Raw genomic sequence first — 19,378 nt, forward strand, 5'->3', positions numbered from 1 at the left:
TTTTGGGCAACACGTGCTGCAGCACCAGCGCCATAAACGTCTCGCCGGGCAAGGAGCGGGTTTTGAGGGTGTTGGTGGCACTGTCTTTGTACTGGAACGTCACCGTCTGCCCATCGTCAACGAGGATGTTGCGATCACTGATGACACCGCTTGAACCAGGCAAAGCACATGGAGGTAAGTTCCCTCCCCTTGACCCATATCATGTTGCCGACAGCCGACAGCCCGTAAGGTCACACTACCGATGTCCGCGCTGACCTGCCATGATTCCTCAACCGTCCACCCCACAACTGGCTGCTATTCCCGTCAACTACCACTTTGTGACCAATCCCCCTGCCTGTCACAAACCTCTGGAGCGGATACAGTTGTCGGCAGACCGAGGGGAGTTTGGCCTTTCGTTTTCGATCAACGGCAACGATTGCCAGCAACAACTGGAATTATTGCCCCGTGAACTGGCCCTGTACAAACAACAATTGAGAGACACAGCCGTCAGCCAGATATGGCTTACCGGCGGCCAGCTGCACAACATCGCCCCCGCCGACCTCACCTGTTTCTGCTACCTGATCAACAATCACCTGCGCGGCAACACCCACAAGGCCATTTATGGCATCGAAATAAACCACGACCATATTGACCCAGAAACCCTTGCCCTGCTCCACGGCCTGCATTTTCGCCGCCTGAAAATCCGCTTCGACTACAGTGCGGAACTGGACAAAGGGGGCTGGATGCAGCGGGTGGACAACACCATATCCACCCTGGACAACGCCGGGTTCAGAGATATTATCTGTCAGATCAACCTGGCAAATTTCAGCGGCCCCGATGCCCTTAATCGCCTGCTGCTCAGCCTGCAACTGTACAACCCGCAACAGATTGAACTGGTGGGCATACCGGAAGACTCGGCGCACGCCCCTATTGAAAGCCAAAAGACCTACCTGAACCTGCTCAAACGCGCTCAACAAAGGGGCTATCAAATATTGGGCAATCAAGTGCTGGCCGCCCCCGACAGCCGTCTGCAGCATTTATATCAGCAGCGGAAACTGCGCTTTACCCCCTGGGGTTACTGCTCTGATCAACTGACAGGCTGGCTGGGACTGGGTTTGTCTGCCCAGGGCAATACCGGCAACCTGTACTACCGCAATTGTGGTGATCTGAATTGTTACCGCACAAAACTGGAAAATGGCTCCCCACCCCTGCACTGGTACGGCCAGCTGCCGGAGCAGCGGGCTGGCACGGAAAGCATCGTGCAGTCCCTGCTGTGCTACGGCGAAGTCAGCAATGATCAACTGACCCGCCTTGCCGGTGATGGCCACCAGCACGCCTCTGCTGCCATAGCCCGTGCCTGCGAACGCCTGTGGCTGGAACCGAATCAGCAACAGTGGCAATTGACCTCATCAGGCCGAGTGGGGCTGCGGCAGCTCCTCCGGGACCTTCAGCAGACAACTCTCAAACCATAGCCAGTCAATTGGCAGGATAACGGTTGGTGAACACGGAATTACCCCCTATAATTCCCTGCAAATCAACACTGTGGACGCCAGATGAATAATCCAGCCGTAGACCAGAAGTGCCCCCACAGCCAGGTGAGCTGTGGCGACTGCCGTATGAACGCCCTGTGTCTGCCCCTGGCACTGCAAAATGACGAAATCGACCGTCTGGATAACATCGTGCAGCGCGGTCGCCCCTTCCACAAGGAAGACCACATTTACAACGCTGGCGGTGATTTCAAATCCGTTTACGCGGTACGCAGTGGCTGCATCAAGTCTTACTACATCAACGACGATGGCCAGGAGCAGGTCACCGGTTTTCACCTGCCGGGGGAGATTTTTGGCGTCGATGGCATCGGCCACAGCCGCTACGTAAACTCTGCTATTGCCCTGGAAACCTCTGCCATCTGCGAAATCCCCTTTTCCCGGCTGGAGGAATTGAGTATGCAAATCCCCTCCCTGCAACGGCACTTTTTCCAGCTGATGAGCCGGGAAATCACCAACGACCAGCAATTGATCACCCAACTCAGCAAAAACAGCGCTGAAGAGCGCATTGCCACCCTGATACTCAGCATCTCCAGCCGCAACGCCCGCCGCAAACTGTCCAGCACCCAAATTCGCCTGCCCATGTCACGAGCAGATATTGGCAATTATCTGGGCCTGACTGTGGAAACCGTCAGCCGGGTATTCAGCCGCTTCCAGAAACAGGAAATTCTGGCGGTGGATAAAAAGGAAATTGAAATACTGGATGTGGATAAACTGCGGGAATTGTCGAACGGCTAAACACTGAACGAGATTGCCACACGGCGATGACGGATTACTTTTCTCCCGTCATTGCGAAGGAGCGGAGCGACTGCGGCAATCTCCATCCAATTACGACATTCTCTCGATCCCTCTGTCACACCAAACGAGATTGCCACATCGCCTACGGCTCCTCGCAATGACGAAAATGTGGTTCTTACTGCGTCATTGCGAGGTAAGCGATTTCAGAACTTGTAACCCACCGAAATCATAAACACCACCGGATCAATATCCACTTTCTTGGCCAGCGCGCCCAGACCCTCAAGCTGGAAAGTGGCATCCGCGTCGATATCCGCGTACCAGACGCCCGCATTCACCAGCCAGTTGTCATCGATGCTGTAATCCACACCCACCTGGGCAGCAATACCAATGGAATCGTCAATATCCAGTGTGGTTGGCGCCACACCTTGCAAGGTGCTGGATGCCTGCTCCGAGAAGAACAGCGTGTAATTCACACCCAGGCCCACGTAGGGCTGCCAGGCACTGCTGTTATCCATAGGGAAGTACTGCACACTCAAAGTCGGTGGCAGGTGTTTGGTGCTGCCGGCGTTGATAACGCCAAAACCCAAAGCGCCGGTATCCGAGGTAATGTCGTGCTCAAAGGGCGTGGCAGCCAGCAATTCAATGGCCCAGTTGTCGGTGAGCATATAGGTGGCGGTAATGCCAAAAGACTCGTCGCTTTCCACCGATGCTGAGGAATTTGCAATGTCTGCACCGTCCAGCGCCAGGGGGCCGCTACCGCTGCCCGGTTGTACCGATGCAACACCGGCACGGACAAAAAAATCACCGGCTTCGTGAGCGGTTGCAGCGGTGGCGCCCAGTAACAGAGCACCCCCCAGAGCGGCGTTGACAGCCAGTGACAGAGCTTTGCGATTTTTCATGGTTCTTTCTCCAGAAGATGATCAATATTTCTGGCGTCATTAAACTGCCGATAGGAGTTTTGGTAATTGATCTGGATTAAAAACCCGCTATAAAAAGTACTCGAAAGAGGTACAAATATTTTCACTTTTTAGCGGTCAAAGGCAGGAACAATAACAGGAGAACTGTATGTGTCGTTTTGCGCTTTATCTGGGTAATCGGTCCATTCCTGTGAGTGCCCTGGTGACGGAACCGGAGCACTCGCTGATTCACCAGAGCTACCAAAGCCGCGAACGCAGCGAGCCGCTGAATGGCGATGGCTTTGGCGTTGCCTGGTACGCGGATAAAGACCCGCAGCCCGCCCTTTTTAAAGACATATCCCCCGCCTGGAGCAATACCAACCTGCGCCACCTGGCCAGGGTCACGCAAAGCCGCTGCATTCTCGCCCACGTACGCGCCGCCACTGCCGGGCTGCCAGTGACCTACACCAACTGCCACCCGTTTGCCGAACAGCAGTTAAGTTTTATGCACAACGGTGAGTTGAGTTGCTTTACCCACAAGCGCCGACAGTGCCTGGCCATGCTGTCCGACCGCGCTTATCGGGTGATCAAAGGCACTACTGATTCGGAATTTCTGTTCGCCTTGTTTTTGGACAACTACTGGCAGCTGCAGAACGACGAGCCATTACAGCGGCTGCAACGGGCCATAACAGCCACTATTCAACAGACCAGGGAGTTGTGCGATAAAAACGACTACGGCACCAGCACCCTCAATCTGGTGGTTGCCGACGGCAGCCGGGTTGTGGCCAGCCGTTACACCGATGGCACACCGGAAGAAGCCAATTCGCTGTACGTGCAGTGCGGCGGCAGCTATTGCTGCAAGAACGGTCATTGCAGTATGGAAAGCAAAAATGACCAACACCGTGCGGTGATTATTACCTCGGAAGGGTTAAACGATGATCCGCAGTGGCAGCAGGTGCCGGTAAATTGTTTGGTGACAGTGAGCGATGGGCTTGAGGTGGAGATAACAGAGATTTAGGGTTGCAGATTGCTCAGATTCTAATAATGCGGCACAGGGATATGCCGCCGCTGGCGAAGCCAGCGCAAGATCAATAAAATCAAGCACTTCCGCGCAAGTGCGTTACTTTCTTTTATGTGAAAGTATTGCCGGGTTAATAGTCGGACTACTTTTTACGTCGCAGCGGTGTAAAGCCTTCTTCTTTGGTGCTGTCGTGCAGCGGTTTTTTCCCTGTGCGGCGTCTGGCAAGCGGTTTTTTAACACCACCGGTTTTGGCACTTTTCTTTGCCAGCTTTTTCTTTTTGCTACCCGCCGCCTTGCCAGAGGCCTTGAGTTTTTTGGGCCCCTTGTATTTACCGGTCAGCCCTTCCACCGTGCGGCGTTCAAAACGGATTTTCAGATAGCGTTCGATGGAGGACATCAGGTTCCATTCGGTGGAGGTAATAAACGATATCGCCGTGCCCTGCTCCCCGGCGCGACCGGTGCGGCCAATGCGGTGTACGTAGTCGTCACCGCTGCGGGCCATATCAAAATTCACCACCAGGCCAACCCCCTGCACATCCAGGCCGCGAGCCGCCACATCGGTGGCCACCAGCACGTCCAGTTGACCGCGACGCATTTGCTGCATGACGTGGTTGCGTTCGTCCTGCAACAAGTCGCCGTGCAAAATACCGGCGCGCAAATCGCTGTTGTACAGCCAACCCGCCAGTTTTTCCGCCCCCGCTATGGTGTTGGTGAACACTACAGTTTTTTGCACATTCTCCTGGGCAAGCAGTTTCAGCAGCAGTTTTTGTTTGTGCTCGATGTCATCCGCCAGCACAATTTGCTGCTGAATACTGCTGTGGCGGGAGCGCACATTGTCCACGGCTATGGTCTGCGGGTTATTCAGCACAGCATCCGCCACTTTGCGAATACCGCGATGCTTCAGAGTTGCCGACAGCAACAGGGTCTGGCAATCCGGATTACAGGCATTGGCAATGGTCAGCACATCGTCGCTAAAGCCCATATCCAGCATGCGGTCGGCTTCGTCCAGCACCAGCACTTCCAGATCGGAAAAATCTGCCGAGCCTTTTTCCAGGTGTTCGAGAATGCGCCCCGGCGTGGCGATAACAATTTCCGGATTTTTGCGCAACATGGCTTTTTGAAAGCGAAACTCCTGGCCACCGGTAATCACATCCGCCTTCAGGTGGGTCATTTTTTTCAGCTTGATGCAGTGCGCCAACACCTGCCGCGCCAGCTCCCGGGTGGGGGTCAATACCAGCGCCCGAGTGCCGGTTTTGGGAGCATCGGTTTGCAAAAAGCGTTGCAACATGGGCAGCAGAAATGCGGCACTTTTACCACTGCCGGTTTCAGCGGTAACCAGCAAATCATCGCCTTTTAAGGCGGCGGGAATTACCTGTTGCTGCACCGGGGTGGGTTGCTTGAAGTCCTCTTTGTCCAGCGCCTGCAACAAGCGGGAATCCAGGCCATGGTTTTCAAACGCTGCAAAGCTGGAGTCGCTCACTTTTCGCCCCCCATACAATTTGGCGATGCCGGTGCCTCACCACTGCTGGCCCATTCCTCAGGGCTAAAGGTATGCAGAGCCAGGGCATGCACACCGGCAGCCAATTCATCCGCCAACAGTGCGTACACCGCCTGATGACGTTGCACCGGGCGCTTGTTGTCAAAGTCCTGTGTCACCACTACCACCTTAAAGTGGGTTTCGGAATTCGGCGGTACAGCGTGCATATGGCTTTCGTTGAGCACTTGCAGATGCTGCGGCTGGAATTCAGCTTGCAGCTTTTGTTCAATGATATGTTGTACAGACATGAGCGGGTTCAGGGCAGCGCCTTTTAAGAAAAAGAAAGGCGCGCATTATACATGTTGTTCCGGCTCTGCCAGCCATCGGCGCAATTGCTGTATGGGCAGTCGAGCGGATTTTTCTTCCGGCACTGCCAGGTAGTAAGCCTGGTCGCACATCAAATCGGCGCTGCAAGCTCGCACCAGTTGTTGGCCGGCCAACTCATCACGGACAAAATAAGACGGCAAAACCGCCACTCCCAACCCCTGCAATGCCGCCTCCAGCAACAGCTGGAAATACTCAAGCCTGGGGCCCGGAAAGTCATTTATCTGGTCGCTGCTAAAGCCCGATTTTTGCAACCACAAATGGGATGAAGATAACTCCCCGGTCTGGTGCAGCAACGGCAATTTGGCAATATCCTTGCGCTCGGTAAAGGCTTTGCCGCCGGTTTTGGCCAATAGCTGCGGCTTGCACACAGCCAACAGGGTTTCGGTCATCAGCAGTTGGCTTTGCAAACCCGGCCAGTGGCCACTGCCAAACAAAATAGCCAGGTCGTAATCCCGCGACGCCCCGTAAATCCGTGCCATATCCGTATTCAATTCGAATTCTACCGGGGGTTGCTGGCCGCCTTTGCCCATACGGGGCAACAACCAGCGGCTGACCAGGGCGGGTTCCACCGCCAAAACCAGAGGCCGAACCTGGCCACTGGCGGCGTCCCGGGAAATAGATTCCAGCCTATCCAGCAAAGGCTTTAGCTCCGCTGCATAACTCGCCCCTTCTACAGTCAGGCTTACCCCCTGCTTGCTGCGCATAAATAGTTGCAGGCCAAGGAACTGTTCCAGATTCTTGATTTGGCGACTTACCGCGCTTTGAGTCAGGCACAGTTCATCCCCGGCTTTGGTAAAACTCAAATTCCTGGCGGCGGCTTCAAAGCATTCCAGGGACATCAAGCTGGGGATATGTCTACTCATACTCGTTTACCGCTATAAATCGCACACTACACTGTAAGCATGATTTCAATATTGCTTGCTGTGACCGTATGCAGCATGGATGCTGCATCCGAGCCTACAGGGATGTACTTGCGGCGTGTCACAGCAAGCAATATTGGAATCATGCGCTTACGGAGTGCAACATTATCCATGACTTTTTGGAATGACCCTACCACAAACAATCGCTTGCCCGCCATGCTCGCTTCGCTAAAGTAACCACACCTGAAACTTCTCCGGAAACAAACCATGGCAACTTGCGGTGAATTACTGGCGAAATACTTGGAGGCCTACGGCATCGATACCGCCTTTGGCATTCCCGGCACCCACACCATCGAGCTGTACCGTGGCCTGCCACAAACCAACATTCGCCACCTTACCCCCCGCCACGAACAGGGCGCGGGCTTTATGGCCGATGGCTATGCCCGAGTCACCGGCAAGCCCGCCGCCTGCCTTACCGTATCCGGCCCCGGCGCCTACAACATCGCTACAGCCATGGGCCAGGCGTTGCAGGATTCCGTACCCATGCTGGTGATTTCCGCCGACAACAACAGCTGGGAAAAAGGCCTTGGTGAAGGCCGTTTGCACGAAACCCGCAACCTGCAAGCGGCCATGGCCGAGTGTTCGGTGTGGAGCCACACCCTCAGCCGCCCGGACGAACTGCCCAAAGTGATGGCTCGCACCTTCGCCATTTTTGCCAGCCAGCGCCCCGGCCCGGTGCACATCAGCGTACCGCTGAACGTGATTACCGCCAACGCCGATCATGTAGCGCTGGAAACCTGGCCGCTGCCCAGCCGCCCGGCTCCTTCCAATCTAGCCTTATTTGAAGCCATCCCCCTGCTAAACAGCGCCCAACGTCCGGTTCTGGCTTTAGGCGGTGGCGCTGCTGATGCAGTGCAGGCCATTCGCGCACTGGCAGAAAAACTGGATGCCCCGGTAACCCTCACCCACAATGCCAAAGGGCTGTTACCACCGGGCCACCCACTGTTGGTCAACACCAGTCCTTCTTATCAGCCGGTTCGCGAGCTGTATCAAAACGCGGATGTCATTCTCGCGATCGGTACCGAATTCAGCGAAACCGATTACGACTTTTTCTTTAACGGCGAATTTCATTTAGGCAAGGCCAAGCTGATACGCATCGATATCGACAGCACCCAGCTTACCCGCAATGTACGCCCGGATGTGGCCATTTGCGCCGATGCCCGCCACGCCATTGGCGGCCTGTTGCCCCTGATGGATCTGACGGAGCGCAATGGCGCAAACCGTACTGCACAGGTCAAAAAACAACTGGCCTCACTGAACCACAGTGGCTATCAGGCCTTTCTGGACAGCATCCAACAAGCCCTGCCCGGCGCCATCCTGATTGGCGACTCCACTCAACCCGCGTATTTTGCCGCCGCCCAATACGACGCCCCGGCACCGCGCCGTTTTGCCAGCGCCGCCACCGGTTACGGCACCCTGGGCTACGCCCTGCCCGCCGCCTTTGGCGCAAAACTGGCACAGCCGGAATTACCGGTGGTGTGCCTGATTGGTGATGGCGGTTTGCAATTTACCATCAACGATTTATCCACTGCGGTGGAAGCAGAAATTCCTGTGGTGGTGTTGGTGTGGAACAACCAGCGCTACGAAATGATCGCCCAGAATTTTGAAAGCGCGGGCATGGAGCCCATCGCCTGCGACATTCACACGCCGGACTTTTTAACCATCGCCAAAGGCTACGGCTGCCCGGCATACCGGGCTCGCAATCTGCAAGAACTGGGTGAACAAATGCAGCTGGCACAGCAACAAAAAGTGCCGACGATTATTGAAGTTTGCGAGAAAGATTTTATTTGATTTGTTTGACGTTGGAAGTTGGACGTTCGACGAATGCCGAATCGCACTTTTGTCCAGCATCCAACGGCCAGCATTGAAACGAAGCTTGAGGCCAGGAATACGCTACTGCTTGCCGTGACACGCCGTGCATACATCCCTGTAGGCTCGTCGCCAGCATCCATGCTGGCCACGGTCACAGCAAGCAGTACCGCATTCCAGGCCGGTGCCCAAGTTAAACAATAAACGGACAAAATATGACCTTTGAAACCAAAATCAGCGATGTAGCCAAACGCCTGGACGGTGATGCCAGCGACGTCTGGGCGGTGCACGATAAAGCCTGCGCCATGGCCTACAACGGTGACGATGTGATTTTGCTGTCGGTGGGCGACCCGGACCTGGACACCCACCCGGACACCATCGAACACGTTGTTGGCAAGCTGCGCGAAGGTCGCACCCACTACTCCCCCAGCAATGGCGAAGACAGCCTGCGCCGCATTATCGCCGATGTGGAAGACCGCGCCGCCCGCCGCCCCTGCTCCGTGGACGAAGTGCTGATATTCCCCGGCGCCACCAACGCCATATACGCGGTTATGCGCACCCTGCTTAATGAGGGAGACGAAGTCATTCTGGCGGAGCCCATGTACATCGGCTACCACGGCATTTTCGACAGCATTGGCGCCCGACAGGTACGCATACCCCTGAACGCCGCCGATAATTTTTCTCTGAACATGGAAAAACTGAAAGCCGCTGTCACCGACAAAACCAAGGTGATTTTTATCAACACCCCGGGAAATCCGGCGGGCAATATGCTCAGCGAAGCGGAGCTGCGAGAGTTGGCAAATTTCAGCTACCGCCATAATATCTGGCTGGTGAGCGACGAAGTGTATTCCATGATCACATTCAAAGAACGCCACAGCTCCCTGCGCAGGGCGGCTGAACGATTGGATAACATTATTATTATCGACGGCCTGTCAAAATCCCACGCCATGACTGGCTGGCGTATGGGCTGGACCGTGGCACCGGAAAGTATCAGCAAGCACCTGCTGAATTTCTCCGCCTCCACCATCTTCGGCTGCTGCCAGTTTGTGCAAGACGCCGCCGCCTACGCCCTGCAAAACGATTCGCAATATATGGAAGAAATGCGCAGCGAATACAAAACCCGCCGCGACTACGTGTGCCAGCGAATCGCCAACATACCCAAATTGAGCTGCCCTACCCCGGATGCGGGCATGTTTGTGATGATGGACATCAGCGCAGTGGCCAACGATGGCCAGGACTTCGCCCACCGATTGCTGGACGCGCAAGGGGTATCGGTATTACCGGGTATTGGTTTTGGTGAGGTGACGCGCAATTTTGTGCGTATTTCGTTGGCGCAACCCATCGAAATTTTGCAACCAGCGTTTGATCGGATTGAACGCTTTATTACTGATTTATAGCGTACCCGTAGCCCGGGTAAAGCGCAGTGGCACCCGGGAACACAGCTCAAACAAAAAACCACCCCGGGTTTCGCTGCGCTTCACCCGGGCTACTGGCTACTGGCTACTGTAAGTGCGCAATGCGCACGCTCTGTTGTCTGTAGCGCGAAGCGCGTCCTATCCCTTACCCAACCATCGACAACATAACCCCCGCCGCAACCGCCGAGCCAATCACACCGGCCACATTGGGCCCCATGGCGTGCATCAGCAGGAAGTTGTGGGGGTTGGCTTCCAGGCCCACTTTGTTGGATACCCGCGCCGCCATGGGTACGGCGGACACACCGGCGGAGCCTATCAGTGGGTTGATGGGGGTCTTGCCGAATTTGTTCATGGCTTTGGCCATCAGCACGCCGCAGGCGGTGCCGATGCAGAAGGCCACCATGCCCAGAGCCAGAATGCCCAGGGTTTCGCCGTTGAGGAATTTATCCGCGCTCATTTTTGAGCCCACACCCAAACCCAGGAAAATGGTAACGATGTTGATCAGCGCGTTCTGGGTAGTATCGCTGAGGCGCGCCACCACGCCACATTCCTTCATCAGGTTACCGAAACAGAACATGCCCAACAGGGGTGCTGCACTGGGCAGGAACAGGGCCACCAGTACCAACAGCGTCAGCGGGAAAACAATTTTTTCCGCCTTGGATACGTGGCGCAGTTGCTCCATTTTGATCTGGCGTTCTTCCGGCGTAGTCAGCGCCTTCATAATGGGCGGCTGGATAATGGGCACCAACGCCATATAGGAGTACGCCGCCACCGCAATGGCTCCCAATAAATCCGGCGACAGTTTACTGGTGACAAAAATCGCCGTTGGCCCATCGGCACCGCCGATAATGCCGATAGAGGCGGCGTCCTGAATGCTGAAATCAAAAATACCGGCAGCACTCAACGCCACCGCACCAATTACCGTGGTAAAAATACCGAACTGGGCAGCCGCCCCCAGGAACAGGGTTTTGGGGTTGGCCAGCATGGGGCCGAAGTCGGTCATGGCCCCAACTCCCATAAAGATAATCAGCGGGAAGATGCCGGATTCAATGCCTACGTGGTAGATGTAGTACATCAACCCGCCGGGGCTCTCCAGATGGCCCAGGGCGTCGTACACCGGTGCCGCTTCAAAACCGGCACCGGGAATGTTGACCAGTACAGTACCGAAACCAATGGGCACCAATAGCAGTGGTTCAAAGCCTTTTTTGATGGCCAGAAACAGCAGGCCAAGGCCCACCACAATCATCACACACTGGCCACCGGTAAGCTGCGACAGGCCGGAGTCGGCCCACAAATTGATCAGGGAGTCCATAGTTGCCTCCCTTAAGCGATGGTGGCCAGAGTAGCACCAACAGCGACCGAGTCGCCCTCCGCCACTTTGATGTCACCGATGGTTCCGGCCCGGGGTGCAGAGACTGCGGTTTCCATTTTCATGGCTTCCAGAACAATAATGGTCTCCCCTTCTGCCACTTGTTGTCCGGGTTTTACCTGCACCTTAAAGATATTGCCAGCCAGGGGGGATGGTATCGGTTCACCACCAGTCACTGGAACGGATGCTTGCGGTGTGGATGCATCGGCAGCATGACCAGACAGCGGCACAATACCGCTGACATCGCCACCGGCATTTACGGTAACGGTGTAGTCGTTACCTTCTACATTGACAGTGTAGATTTCTTCGCCGCTGTCGGTGGTGGCGACATCTTTACCAGTAGGGACGGGCTCAAAGGCCGCCGGATTGTCGCGGTTCTCCAGGAATTTCAAGCCGATTTGCGGGAACAGTGCATAGGTGAGCACATCGTCGATACGGTTATCGCCGCCCACCAGTTCAATGCCTTTTTCGCTGGCCAGCTGTTCCACTTCAGCGCTCAACTTGTCCAGCTCCGGTTCCAGCAGGTCCGCGGGGCGGCAGGTAATGGCCTCTGCGCCATCCAGCACTTTGGCTTGCAGTTCGGCATTCACCGGAGCGGGCGTGGCGCCGTACTCCCCTTTTAGAACACCCTGGGTTTCCTTGGAAATAGACTTGTAGCGCTCGCCGGTCAATACATTGAGCACCGCCTGAGTGCCGACAATTTGCGAGGTGGGGGTGACCAGGGGAATAAAGCCCAGGTCTTCGCGCACTTTGGGAATTTCTGCCAGTACGTCGTCGAATTTGTCCTCAGCGCCCTGATCGCGCAACTGGTTTTCCATATTGGTAAGCATGCCGCCGGGCACCTGCGCCACCAGAATGCGGGAGTCCACGCCTTTCAGGGATCCTTCAAATTTGGCGTACTTTTTACGCACTTCGCGGAAGTACGCGGCGATGTCTTCCAGGGGCTCCAGTTTCAAACCGCTGTCCCTGTCGGTGCCTTCCAAAATAGCCACCAGGGTTTCCGTGGGACTGTGGCCGTAGGTCATGGACATGGAAGAAATGGCGGTGTCTACATTGTCGATGCCCGCCTCGATGCATTTCAGGGCAGTGGCGGTGGACAAACCGGTGGTGGCGTGAGCGTGCAGATGCACCCGCAAATCCGTCTCCGCCTTCAGGCGTTTCACCAGCTCGTAGCCCACATAAGGTTTGAGCAAACCCGCCATATCTTTAATACAAATGGAATCTGCGCCCATATCTTCAATGCGCTTGGCCATTTCCATCCAGGTGTCGATGGTGTGTACCGAGCTGAGCGTGTAAGACAGGGTGCCCTGAGCGTGCTTGCCCACCGTCTTCACCGCTTTGAGCGCGGTTTCCAGGTTGCGCATGTCGTTCATGGCGTCGAATACACGGAACACATCCACGCCGTTGACTGCACAGCGCTCCACAAATTTTTCCACCACATCGTCGGCATAGTGGCGGTAACCGAGAATGTTCTGCCCCCGGAACAGCATTTGCTGAGGGGTGTTGGGCATGGCTTTTTTCAGCTCGCGAATGCGCTCCCAGGGGTCTTCCCCCAGGTAGCGAATGCAGGAATCAAAGGTGGCCCCGCCCCAGGTTTCCAGCGACCAGAAGCCCACCTGATCGAGTTTTTCGGCAATGGGCAGCATATCGTCGATGCGCAGCCGGGTGGCAAACAGTGACTGGTGTGCGTCTCGCAGCACCACATCGGTAATGGAAACTGGATTGTTTGCGGAAGTCGCTTCGGACATAACGTGTTTATCCCCCGGATATATCTACCAATAAAGGCGTAATGTTTAAGACAGTTATAAATTGTTATTGACGACCACGGTGTTTATCCAGCGCGGCCTGGATGATGTTCACCACGCGGGCATCCACAGTGGCGGGGCTGGAACCCGGCTGTGCATCGACCTCACTGGTCAAATCCTCTGGAGACAGGCGATTGACAAGCAGGGACATCACCGTGGTGGCAACCACCAATATGGCAAGGAATACGAATACGGTTCCCATGCCCATAAGCATCAAGTCGGTTCCCTGCTGGATAAGTGAGTCTTTCATTGGTTGCCCTGTGTTTTTGCCGAACTGGTCGGATACTGTAATTAATAACCCGCCAACCCCCTAATAGCAAAAGGTTATGGCGTGCAAACCGAGTGAATATAGCCTTAAGCTTGTCGCAAATGCAATCCCTGCCAAAGTCCAACGCAGGCATTGAGACCATGTCCGAGGAATCATGCCCGGCCTGTATTTGGTACTGGAAAAGCCCTACAATGCGGCCCTTTTTATCGCCCTACTTTTATCGCCACTACCCCAACCAATCTGACAGCATGAGCATCAAACAACAACTTTCCCAGCGCATTCAGGCGGCCATGGCTGCCTGCGACATCCCCACCGACTGCGGCGCCAATATCACCCGCAGCACCAAACCGGAGTTTGGCGACTTTCAGGCCAATGGTGTGCTGGCCGCAGCCAAACGCCTGAAGACCAATCCCCGCGAATTGGCCCAACGGGTATTGGCCGGATTGGACATCAGCGATATGGCATCAAAAGTCGAACTGGCCGGCCCCGGTTTTATCAATATCCACTTGAGCGATGAATTTTTGGGCAATCAGTTGAACGCCCTGTCCGGGGATCAACGCCTGGGCATCGCCGAGCACAGATCACAGACCGTGGTGGTGGATTACTCCGCCCCCAACCTGGCCAAAGAAATGCACGTGGGCCACCTGCGCAGCACCATTATTGGCGATGCGGTGGTGCGCGCCCTGGAGTTTTTGGGCCACAAAGTGATTCGCCAAAATCATATGGGCGACTGGGGCACTCAATTCGGCATGCTGATTGCGGAATTGGAAGAACAGCTGGGTGAAGGGGAGCAGGCAGCGCTGGCGCTGAAAGATCTGGAAAGTTTTTACCAACAGTCGAAAAAACATTTTGACGACGACGAGACCTTTGCCCAAAAAGCACGGGATTACGTGGTCAAGCTGCAAAGCGGAGACGCTCATTGCCTGGCATTGTGGCAGCAGTTTATCGACATCTCCGTGCAGCACAGCGAGGAGATTTACCGCACCCTCAATGTCACCCTCAACCACGACCACATCAAGCCGGAAAGCGCCTACAACGACGCTCTGGCCGGTGTAATTCAAACCCTGGAAGAAAAGGGCCTGGCGGTGGACGACGACGGCGCCAAGGTGGTGTTTCTGCAAGAACTGGCGGACAAAAACGGCAACCCCAGCCCGATGATTGTGCAGAAATCCGGCGGTGGCTACCTGTACGCCACCACCGATTTGGCGGCTCTGGATTACCGCTGCAACCAACTCGACGCCAACCGCATTCTGCTGTTCATCGACGCACGCCAATCCCTGCATATGAAGCAGGTAATTACCGCTGGGCGCAAAGCCGGGTTTGCCGGTGAGCAAGTCAGCTTTGAGCACCACCCTTTCGGTACCATGATGGGTGCCGATGGCAAACCGTTCAAAACCCGCAGCGGCGGCACAGTAAAACTGGCGGACTTATTGGTGGAAGCGGTTGAGCGTGCCGACAAACTGGTGGCAGAAAAGAACCCGGAAATGCCTGCCGCGCTACGCAATGAGGTTGCCAGAAAGGTGGGGATAGGCGCGGTGAAATACGCAGACCTCAGCAAGACCCGCACCAACGATTATATCTTCAGCTGGGACAGCATGCTCAGCTTCGAAGGTAATACGGCCCCGTATCTGCAATACGCCTACGCGCGTATCAATAGTATTTTCCGCAAGGCGGAAGTGACGCCGGAGCAACTGCAAGGCGCTGTTGCCATTGCCGAGCCCCAGGAAAAAGCCCTGGCACTGAAATTACTGCAATTTGGCGAAGCCGTGGAACAAGTAGCGGTTGAAGCCTACCCCCACGTGCTTTGTAACTACCTATATGAACTGGCCAGCCAGTTTATGAGCTTCTACGAACATTGCCCGGTGCTGCGCAGTGATGTGGACGACAGCACCCGCAACAGCCGCTTGCTGCTGTGCAAACAAACCGCAGCGACCCTGGCCAAAGGATTGGATTTGTTGGGTATTGAGGTGATGGAGCAGATGTAAGACCCTGCTTCCCGGGTAAAGCGCAGCGGCACCCGGGAAATTTATTGCAACAATTCATGGTCCTCCGGCAGCTGCCGGGATATCCACAGCGCCAGTTTGTGTTTCATATTGGGTTCGTCTTCGTGCTGTTTGGGCAGTGGTTGCAGCAATTTATCGTGCACCAGCAGGCGGTAGATGTATTCGATTTTGGTGTGGGATGAGTCGGTAGCCTCAAATTTGGCCACGCCGCGTTTTTCCGCGTAAATGATACCTACGCGAATAGCCTCTTTCACCAGTTGATTTTCGTTTTTCAGTTTTTTATGCATCGCCCTGCCCTCTGGCCACATGGAGTTTTTGGCGGTAACGCTCTGCCATGGCTTCATCGAAGCAGCAAAATATCACCTCCTGCAAATGCTCATTTCCCGCCAGGGCCGCCACCACTTCGCGCACCGCAATATCCACCGCGTGCTCAGCCGGAAAACGGTAAACCCCGCAACTGATGGCAGGAAAGGCAATACTCTGGAACTGCTCGTCGGCGGCTATATCCAGAGCGTTGCGATAACAGCTGGCCAGCAGGTCCGGTTCGCTGTGGTTGCCGCCCTGCCATATGGGGCCAACCGCGTGCAACACGTAGCGCGCGGGCAAATCAAAGCCGTGGGTCATTTTCACTTGCCCGGTTGGGCAGCCGTTGAGTTGCAGGCAGGTGTCCAGCAGTTGCGGCCCGGCGGCTCGGTGAATGGCTCCATCCACTCCGCCGCCACCGTTAAGGCTGCTGTTGGCGGCATTGACGATGGCGTCTACAGTTAGCTGAGTAATATCGCCCTGGTAAACCTGGATTCTGTGCATGGCAAATTCCTCCTTGCCATGAGTATAGCCAATTACAGCCTATAACAAGGAGGTGTCGAACTCCGCCTGTTTGGATTCCAGCAATTCTTGCAACTCCATCCAGCGCCCTTCCCGTTCGTCCATAGCAGTTTTCAAAGTACCTTGCTGTTTCAAAAGCTGGGTCATTTGACCGGCATTATCCTGCTCATAGAGGGTTGGATCGGCCAGCTGCTGCTCCAGTGCTTCAAGGGTTTTCTGGTCTTTTTCCAACTGCTTTTCCAGTTGATTGATTTCATTTTTAATGGGGCTGAGGGTGGCGCGAAATTCAGCTTCCAGGCGTTTGCGTTCCTTTCGCTGTATGGCTGGCTGGGCAACTTGATGCGATACATCAGTGTTTTTTTCCGCCTTCAGCAACAACCTGTGATAGCTTTCCAGGTCGCCATCAAAAGGGGTCACACTGCCATCGGCCACCAGGTAAAATTCATCCACTACCGTATTGAGCAAGTGGCGGTCGTGCGACACCACCACCACCGCGCCGGTAAAGGCCTGAATAGCGAATACCAGCGCTTCGCGCATATCCAGGTCCAGGTGGTTGGTGGGTTCGTCCAGCAACAACAGGTTGGGTTGTTGCCACACCAGTAATGCCAACGCCAGGCGCGCTTTTTCACCGCCGGAAAATGGCCCTACCGGATCGCTGGCTTTGTCGCCGCGAAAGCCAAAACCGCCGAGAAAATCCCGCAGCTGCTGCTCTCTGGCATCCGGAGCCAGACGTTGCAGATGCAGCAACGGCGAGCCGTTAATATCAAGCGCTTCCAGCTGATGCTGGGCAAAATAGCCCACCGCCAAATTGACGCCACGTATCAGTTCGCCAGTTTGCGATGGCAACGCACCAGCCAGTAGTTTGATCAGTGTGGATTTGCCGGCACCGTTGCGACCCAAGAGGCCAATTCGATGACCGGGCTGCAGGTTGAAACACACTTTTTCCAGAATGGTTTTTTCGCCATAGCCTGCGGTTACCTGATCCAGGGATAACAGCGGCGAACTGAGCACTTTGGGTTCGGCAAATTCAAAATCGAATCCACTGGCGGCCAACAGCGGCGCTGTGGCGGTGAGTTTTTCCAATGCCTTGATGCGGCTTTGAGCCTGACGAGCTTTGGTGGCTTTATAGCGAAACTTGTCGATGTAGGTTTGCAGGTGCGCTTTCTGGCGCTGTTCTTTTTCGTAAATCGCCTGCTGCTGAGCCAGGCGCTCACCGCGCTGGCGCTCAAAACTCGAATAATTGCCGCTGTAACTGAACAGCTGTTGATGTTCTACATGGAGAATGCCGTTGATTACCCGGTCGAGAAATTCCCGGTCGTGGGAAATCAGTAACAAGGTGCCCGCGTAGTTTTGCAGCCAGTCTTCCAGCCAGTAAATAGCATCCAGGTCCAGGTGGTTGGTGGGCTCGTCCAGTAACAGCAGCTCGGAAGGCACCAGCAGCGCCCTGGCCAGATTGACTCGCATGCGCCAGCCACCGGAAAAACTGGCAATGGAACGCTTTTGATCAGCGTCGGAGAAGCCCAGGCCATGCAATAGCTTGCCCGCGCGGGCTTCCATGGCATAGCCATCAATGGCTTCGAACTGATGAATCAACTCCGCCAGACACTCAGCTTCTGCAGAGTTTATGGCCTGTTGAATTTTTCGATAGTGCGTGTCTGCATCGAGAGTGTGTTCCAACACGGATTTTTCCAGTGCCGGCGTTTCCTGTGCCACATCCGCAATACGCCATTGTGCCGGCAAATACAGGTGACCCTGATCCAATTCCAGCTCGCCGCGCAACAGGGCAAACAGCGTGGATTTTCCACAACCGTTGGCACCCACCAAGCCAAATCGCTGGCCGGGATGAATGGTGGCAGAGCTGTTTTCCAACAGCGCGCGACCACCCCGGCGCAGTTCTATTTCTTCCAGACGGAGCATATTCAGAGGACAGTAGCCAGAGGACAGAAGGCAGAAAGCTGTCGCTTATACATTGAGTACATCGATGCGTTCGAACAGGGATTCGTCTACTTCCACACGGCCCAGTTGCAGGCCTTTGAAGTCGAACAGTTCTGTGTCCGCCAACTGTGACGGAGCAACATTTTTGATGCTGGAAAAAATGCTTTCAATGCGGCCGGGAAATTGTTTATTCCAGGCATTGAGCATTTCTTTGATCACTTGCCGTTGCAGGTTTTCCTGGGAGCCACAGAGATTGCAGGGAATAATGGGAAATGCTTTGGCATCGGCGTAGCGAATCAAATCCGCCTCTTTGCAGTAGGCCAGTGGCCGAATCACAATATTTTGTTTGTCGTCAGACAGCAGTTTTGGTGGCATCGCCTTGAGTTTGCCGTTGTAAAACATATTCAGAAACAGGGTTTCGATAATGTCGTCGCGGTGGTGGCCCAGGGCAATTTTGGTGGCACCGATTTCCTGGGCATAACCGTACAGCGTGCCACGGCGCAAACGTGAACAGAGCCCACAGGTGGTTTTGCCTTCGGGAATAACCGACTTCACCACGCTGTAGGTGTCTTTCTCCAGAATGGTGTAAGGGATACCGATGCTGTCCAGATACTCCGGCAGAATGTGCTCCGGAAAACCCGGCTGTTTCTGATCCAGGTTGACCGCAACAATTTCAAAATCCACCGGCGCGCTCTGTTGCAGGCCACGCAGAATATCCAGCATGGCGTAGGAATCTTTGCCACCGGACAGGCACACCATCACCTTGTCGCCGTCTTCAATCATGTTGTAGTCGGCGATGGCCTCACCCACATGGCGACGCAGGCGTTTTTGCAATTTATTGAATTCCAGGCGTTGTTTGCGGGTGTCGGCCTGTGCTTGGGCAGAGCTGGACATGGTCGGGCGGCAGTAATGAAAAGGGCGCTATTGTAGCGGAACCAACAGCCGCGGGCTACGCGCTTCCGGTAGTGCCTGCCACTGTCATCCTGA

Annotated in this window: 18 protein-coding genes and 1 pseudogene; 6 read left to right on the forward strand and 13 right to left on the reverse strand. The window is 55.1% G+C overall.

Translation table 11 applies throughout. The annotated features are described in order from the left end of the window. Positions 1–148 (reverse strand): annotated as a pseudogene (locus ACVBEJ_RS05475) (transposase); the annotation flags it as partial. Positions 149–260: 112 nt separating this feature from the next. On the opposite strand from ACVBEJ_RS05475, the gene ACVBEJ_RS05480 reads away from it, so the two are divergent. Next, on the forward strand, positions 261–1,451 hold the full coding sequence (locus ACVBEJ_RS05480; protein ID WP_447128603.1) for a hypothetical protein: 1,191 nt from the start codon (positions 261–263) through the stop codon (positions 1,449–1,451). Between the two features lie 81 nt (positions 1,452–1,532). Then, a complete protein-coding gene (gene fnr, locus ACVBEJ_RS05485; RefSeq protein ID WP_447128604.1) occupies positions 1,533–2,261 on the forward strand; it encodes a fumarate/nitrate reduction transcriptional regulator Fnr in 729 nt (242 codons plus the stop codon). 203 nt (positions 2,262–2,464) lie between these two features. Here the strand turns inward: fnr and ACVBEJ_RS05490 are convergent, their stop codons facing one another. After that, positions 2,465–3,160 (reverse strand): OmpW/AlkL family protein, encoded by a 696-nt coding sequence (locus ACVBEJ_RS05490; RefSeq protein ID WP_447128605.1) that lies wholly within the window; start codon positions 3,158–3,160, stop codon positions 2,465–2,467. 166 nt (positions 3,161–3,326) lie between these two features. Here ACVBEJ_RS05490 and ACVBEJ_RS05495 point away from each other — a divergent pair, with 166 nt between their 5' ends. Beyond that, the gene (locus ACVBEJ_RS05495; RefSeq protein WP_447128606.1) at positions 3,327–4,175 is read left to right on the forward strand and encodes a class II glutamine amidotransferase; all 849 of its coding nucleotides are present in this window, start codon (positions 3,327–3,329) and stop codon (positions 4,173–4,175) included. Positions 4,176–4,320: 145 nt separating this feature from the next. On the opposite strand, the gene ACVBEJ_RS05500 is transcribed toward ACVBEJ_RS05495, so the two are convergent. From ACVBEJ_RS05500 to ACVBEJ_RS05515, 4 genes are read right to left on the reverse strand one after another with little or no spacing between them, the layout of a single operon-like run. Next, positions 4,321–5,658, reverse strand: a complete 1,338-nt coding sequence (locus tag ACVBEJ_RS05500; RefSeq protein WP_447128607.1) for a DEAD/DEAH box helicase — start codon at positions 5,656–5,658, stop codon at positions 4,321–4,323. Next, the gene (locus ACVBEJ_RS05505) at positions 5,655–5,963 is read right to left on the reverse strand and encodes a BolA family protein (protein WP_447128608.1); all 309 of its coding nucleotides are present in this window, start codon (positions 5,961–5,963) and stop codon (positions 5,655–5,657) included. Before ACVBEJ_RS05505 ends, ACVBEJ_RS05500 begins: the two co-directional genes overlap by 4 nt. Before the next feature lie 45 nt (positions 5,964–6,008). Further along, positions 6,009–6,905 (reverse strand): LysR substrate-binding domain-containing protein, encoded by an 897-nt coding sequence (locus tag ACVBEJ_RS05510; protein ID WP_447128609.1) that lies wholly within the window; start codon positions 6,903–6,905, stop codon positions 6,009–6,011. Between the two features lie 26 nt (positions 6,906–6,931). Continuing rightward, a complete protein-coding gene (locus ACVBEJ_RS05515) occupies positions 6,932–7,120 on the reverse strand; it encodes a hypothetical protein (protein WP_447128610.1) in 189 nt (62 codons plus the stop codon). A gap of 49 nt (positions 7,121–7,169) precedes the next feature. On the opposite strand from ACVBEJ_RS05515, the gene ACVBEJ_RS05520 reads away from it, so the two are divergent. Together ACVBEJ_RS05520 and ACVBEJ_RS05525 are read left to right on the forward strand one after the other, a co-directional pair. Beyond that, positions 7,170–8,753 carry a 5-guanidino-2-oxopentanoate decarboxylase gene (locus ACVBEJ_RS05520; protein ID WP_447128611.1) on the forward strand — a complete coding sequence of 528 codons (1,584 nt, stop codon included), beginning with the start codon at positions 7,170–7,172 and terminating at the stop codon, positions 8,751–8,753. Between the two features lie 233 nt (positions 8,754–8,986). After that, complete coding sequence (locus ACVBEJ_RS05525; RefSeq protein ID WP_447128612.1) at positions 8,987–10,168, forward strand: pyridoxal phosphate-dependent aminotransferase; 1,182 nt, start codon at positions 8,987–8,989, stop codon at positions 10,166–10,168. Positions 10,169–10,331: 163 nt separating this feature from the next. Here the strand turns inward: ACVBEJ_RS05525 and ACVBEJ_RS05530 are convergent, their stop codons facing one another. From ACVBEJ_RS05530 to ACVBEJ_RS05540, 3 genes are all read right to left on the reverse strand, one after another. Then, the gene (locus ACVBEJ_RS05530) at positions 10,332–11,498 is read right to left on the reverse strand and encodes a sodium ion-translocating decarboxylase subunit beta (RefSeq protein WP_447128613.1); all 1,167 of its coding nucleotides are present in this window, start codon (positions 11,496–11,498) and stop codon (positions 10,332–10,334) included. Between the two features lie 11 nt (positions 11,499–11,509). After that, positions 11,510–13,303 (reverse strand): sodium-extruding oxaloacetate decarboxylase subunit alpha, encoded by a 1,794-nt coding sequence (oadA, locus tag ACVBEJ_RS05535; RefSeq protein ID WP_447128614.1) that lies wholly within the window; start codon positions 13,301–13,303, stop codon positions 11,510–11,512. Between the two features lie 64 nt (positions 13,304–13,367). After that, on the reverse strand, positions 13,368–13,610 hold the full coding sequence (locus ACVBEJ_RS05540; protein ID WP_447128615.1) for an OadG family protein: 243 nt from the start codon (positions 13,608–13,610) through the stop codon (positions 13,368–13,370). Between the two features lie 266 nt (positions 13,611–13,876). Between ACVBEJ_RS05540 and argS the strand changes: the two genes are divergently transcribed. Further along, positions 13,877–15,613: an arginine--tRNA ligase gene (gene argS / locus ACVBEJ_RS05545; RefSeq protein WP_447128813.1), complete on the forward strand. Its 1,737-nt coding sequence runs from the start codon at positions 13,877–13,879 to the stop codon at positions 15,611–15,613. Between the two features lie 41 nt (positions 15,614–15,654). Here the strand turns inward: argS and ACVBEJ_RS05550 are convergent, their stop codons facing one another. From ACVBEJ_RS05550 to ttcA, 4 genes are read right to left on the reverse strand one after another with little or no spacing between them, the layout of a single operon-like run. Then, positions 15,655–15,918 (reverse strand): DUF5062 family protein, encoded by a 264-nt coding sequence (locus ACVBEJ_RS05550; RefSeq protein ID WP_447128616.1) that lies wholly within the window; start codon positions 15,916–15,918, stop codon positions 15,655–15,657. Beyond that, on the reverse strand, positions 15,911–16,438 hold the full coding sequence (locus ACVBEJ_RS05555) for an O-acetyl-ADP-ribose deacetylase (protein ID WP_447128617.1): 528 nt from the start codon (positions 16,436–16,438) through the stop codon (positions 15,911–15,913). The genes ACVBEJ_RS05550 and ACVBEJ_RS05555 overlap by 8 nt, the downstream gene beginning before the upstream one ends. 39 nt (positions 16,439–16,477) lie before the next feature. Beyond that, positions 16,478–18,373, reverse strand: coding sequence for an ATP-binding cassette domain-containing protein (locus ACVBEJ_RS05560; RefSeq protein ID WP_447128618.1), 1,896 nt, complete (start codon positions 18,371–18,373; stop codon positions 16,478–16,480). A gap of 45 nt (positions 18,374–18,418) precedes the next feature. Then, a complete protein-coding gene (gene ttcA / locus ACVBEJ_RS05565; protein ID WP_447128619.1) occupies positions 18,419–19,285 on the reverse strand; it encodes a tRNA 2-thiocytidine(32) synthetase TtcA in 867 nt (288 codons plus the stop codon). Positions 19,286–19,378 lie beyond the last annotated feature (93 nt).

It is taken from the genome of Porticoccus sp. GXU_MW_L64 (genome assembly GCF_052983295.1).

Excerpts from the sequence above, each read along its gene's own strand:
- ACVBEJ_RS05550 (WP_447128616.1), bottom strand. The coding sequence starts at position 15,918 with ATGCATAAAAAACTGAAAAACGAAAATCAACTGGTGAAAGAGGCTATT.
- ACVBEJ_RS05515 (WP_447128610.1), bottom strand. The coding sequence starts at position 7,120 with ATGGCGGGCAAGCGATTGTTTGTGGTAGGGTCATTCCAAAAAGTCATG.
- ttcA (WP_447128619.1), bottom strand. The coding sequence starts at position 19,285 with ATGTCCAGCTCTGCCCAAGCACAGGCCGACACCCGCAAACAACGCCTG.
- argS (WP_447128813.1), top strand. The coding sequence starts at position 13,877 with ATGAGCATCAAACAACAACTTTCCCAGCGCATTCAGGCGGCCATGGCT.
- fnr (WP_447128604.1), top strand. The coding sequence starts at position 1,533 with ATGAATAATCCAGCCGTAGACCAGAAGTGCCCCCACAGCCAGGTGAGC.
- ACVBEJ_RS05530 (WP_447128613.1), bottom strand. The coding sequence starts at position 11,498 with ATGGACTCCCTGATCAATTTGTGGGCCGACTCCGGCCTGTCGCAGCTT.
- ACVBEJ_RS05510 (WP_447128609.1), bottom strand. The coding sequence starts at position 6,905 with ATGAGTAGACATATCCCCAGCTTGATGTCCCTGGAATGCTTTGAAGCC.
- ACVBEJ_RS05555 (WP_447128617.1), bottom strand. The coding sequence starts at position 16,438 with ATGCACAGAATCCAGGTTTACCAGGGCGATATTACTCAGCTAACTGTA.
- ACVBEJ_RS05525 (WP_447128612.1), top strand. The coding sequence starts at position 8,987 with ATGACCTTTGAAACCAAAATCAGCGATGTAGCCAAACGCCTGGACGGT.
- ACVBEJ_RS05490 (WP_447128605.1), bottom strand. The coding sequence starts at position 3,160 with ATGAAAAATCGCAAAGCTCTGTCACTGGCTGTCAACGCCGCTCTGGGG.
- ACVBEJ_RS05480 (WP_447128603.1), top strand. The coding sequence starts at position 261 with ATGATTCCTCAACCGTCCACCCCACAACTGGCTGCTATTCCCGTCAAC.
- ACVBEJ_RS05505 (WP_447128608.1), bottom strand. The coding sequence starts at position 5,963 with ATGTCTGTACAACATATCATTGAACAAAAGCTGCAAGCTGAATTCCAG.
- oadA (WP_447128614.1), bottom strand. The coding sequence starts at position 13,303 with ATGTCCGAAGCGACTTCCGCAAACAATCCAGTTTCCATTACCGATGTG.
- ACVBEJ_RS05520 (WP_447128611.1), top strand. The coding sequence starts at position 7,170 with ATGGCAACTTGCGGTGAATTACTGGCGAAATACTTGGAGGCCTACGGC.
- ACVBEJ_RS05540 (WP_447128615.1), bottom strand. The coding sequence starts at position 13,610 with ATGAAAGACTCACTTATCCAGCAGGGAACCGACTTGATGCTTATGGGC.
- ACVBEJ_RS05495 (WP_447128606.1), top strand. The coding sequence starts at position 3,327 with ATGTGTCGTTTTGCGCTTTATCTGGGTAATCGGTCCATTCCTGTGAGT.
- ACVBEJ_RS05560 (WP_447128618.1), bottom strand. The coding sequence starts at position 18,373 with ATGCTCCGTCTGGAAGAAATAGAACTGCGCCGGGGTGGTCGCGCGCTG.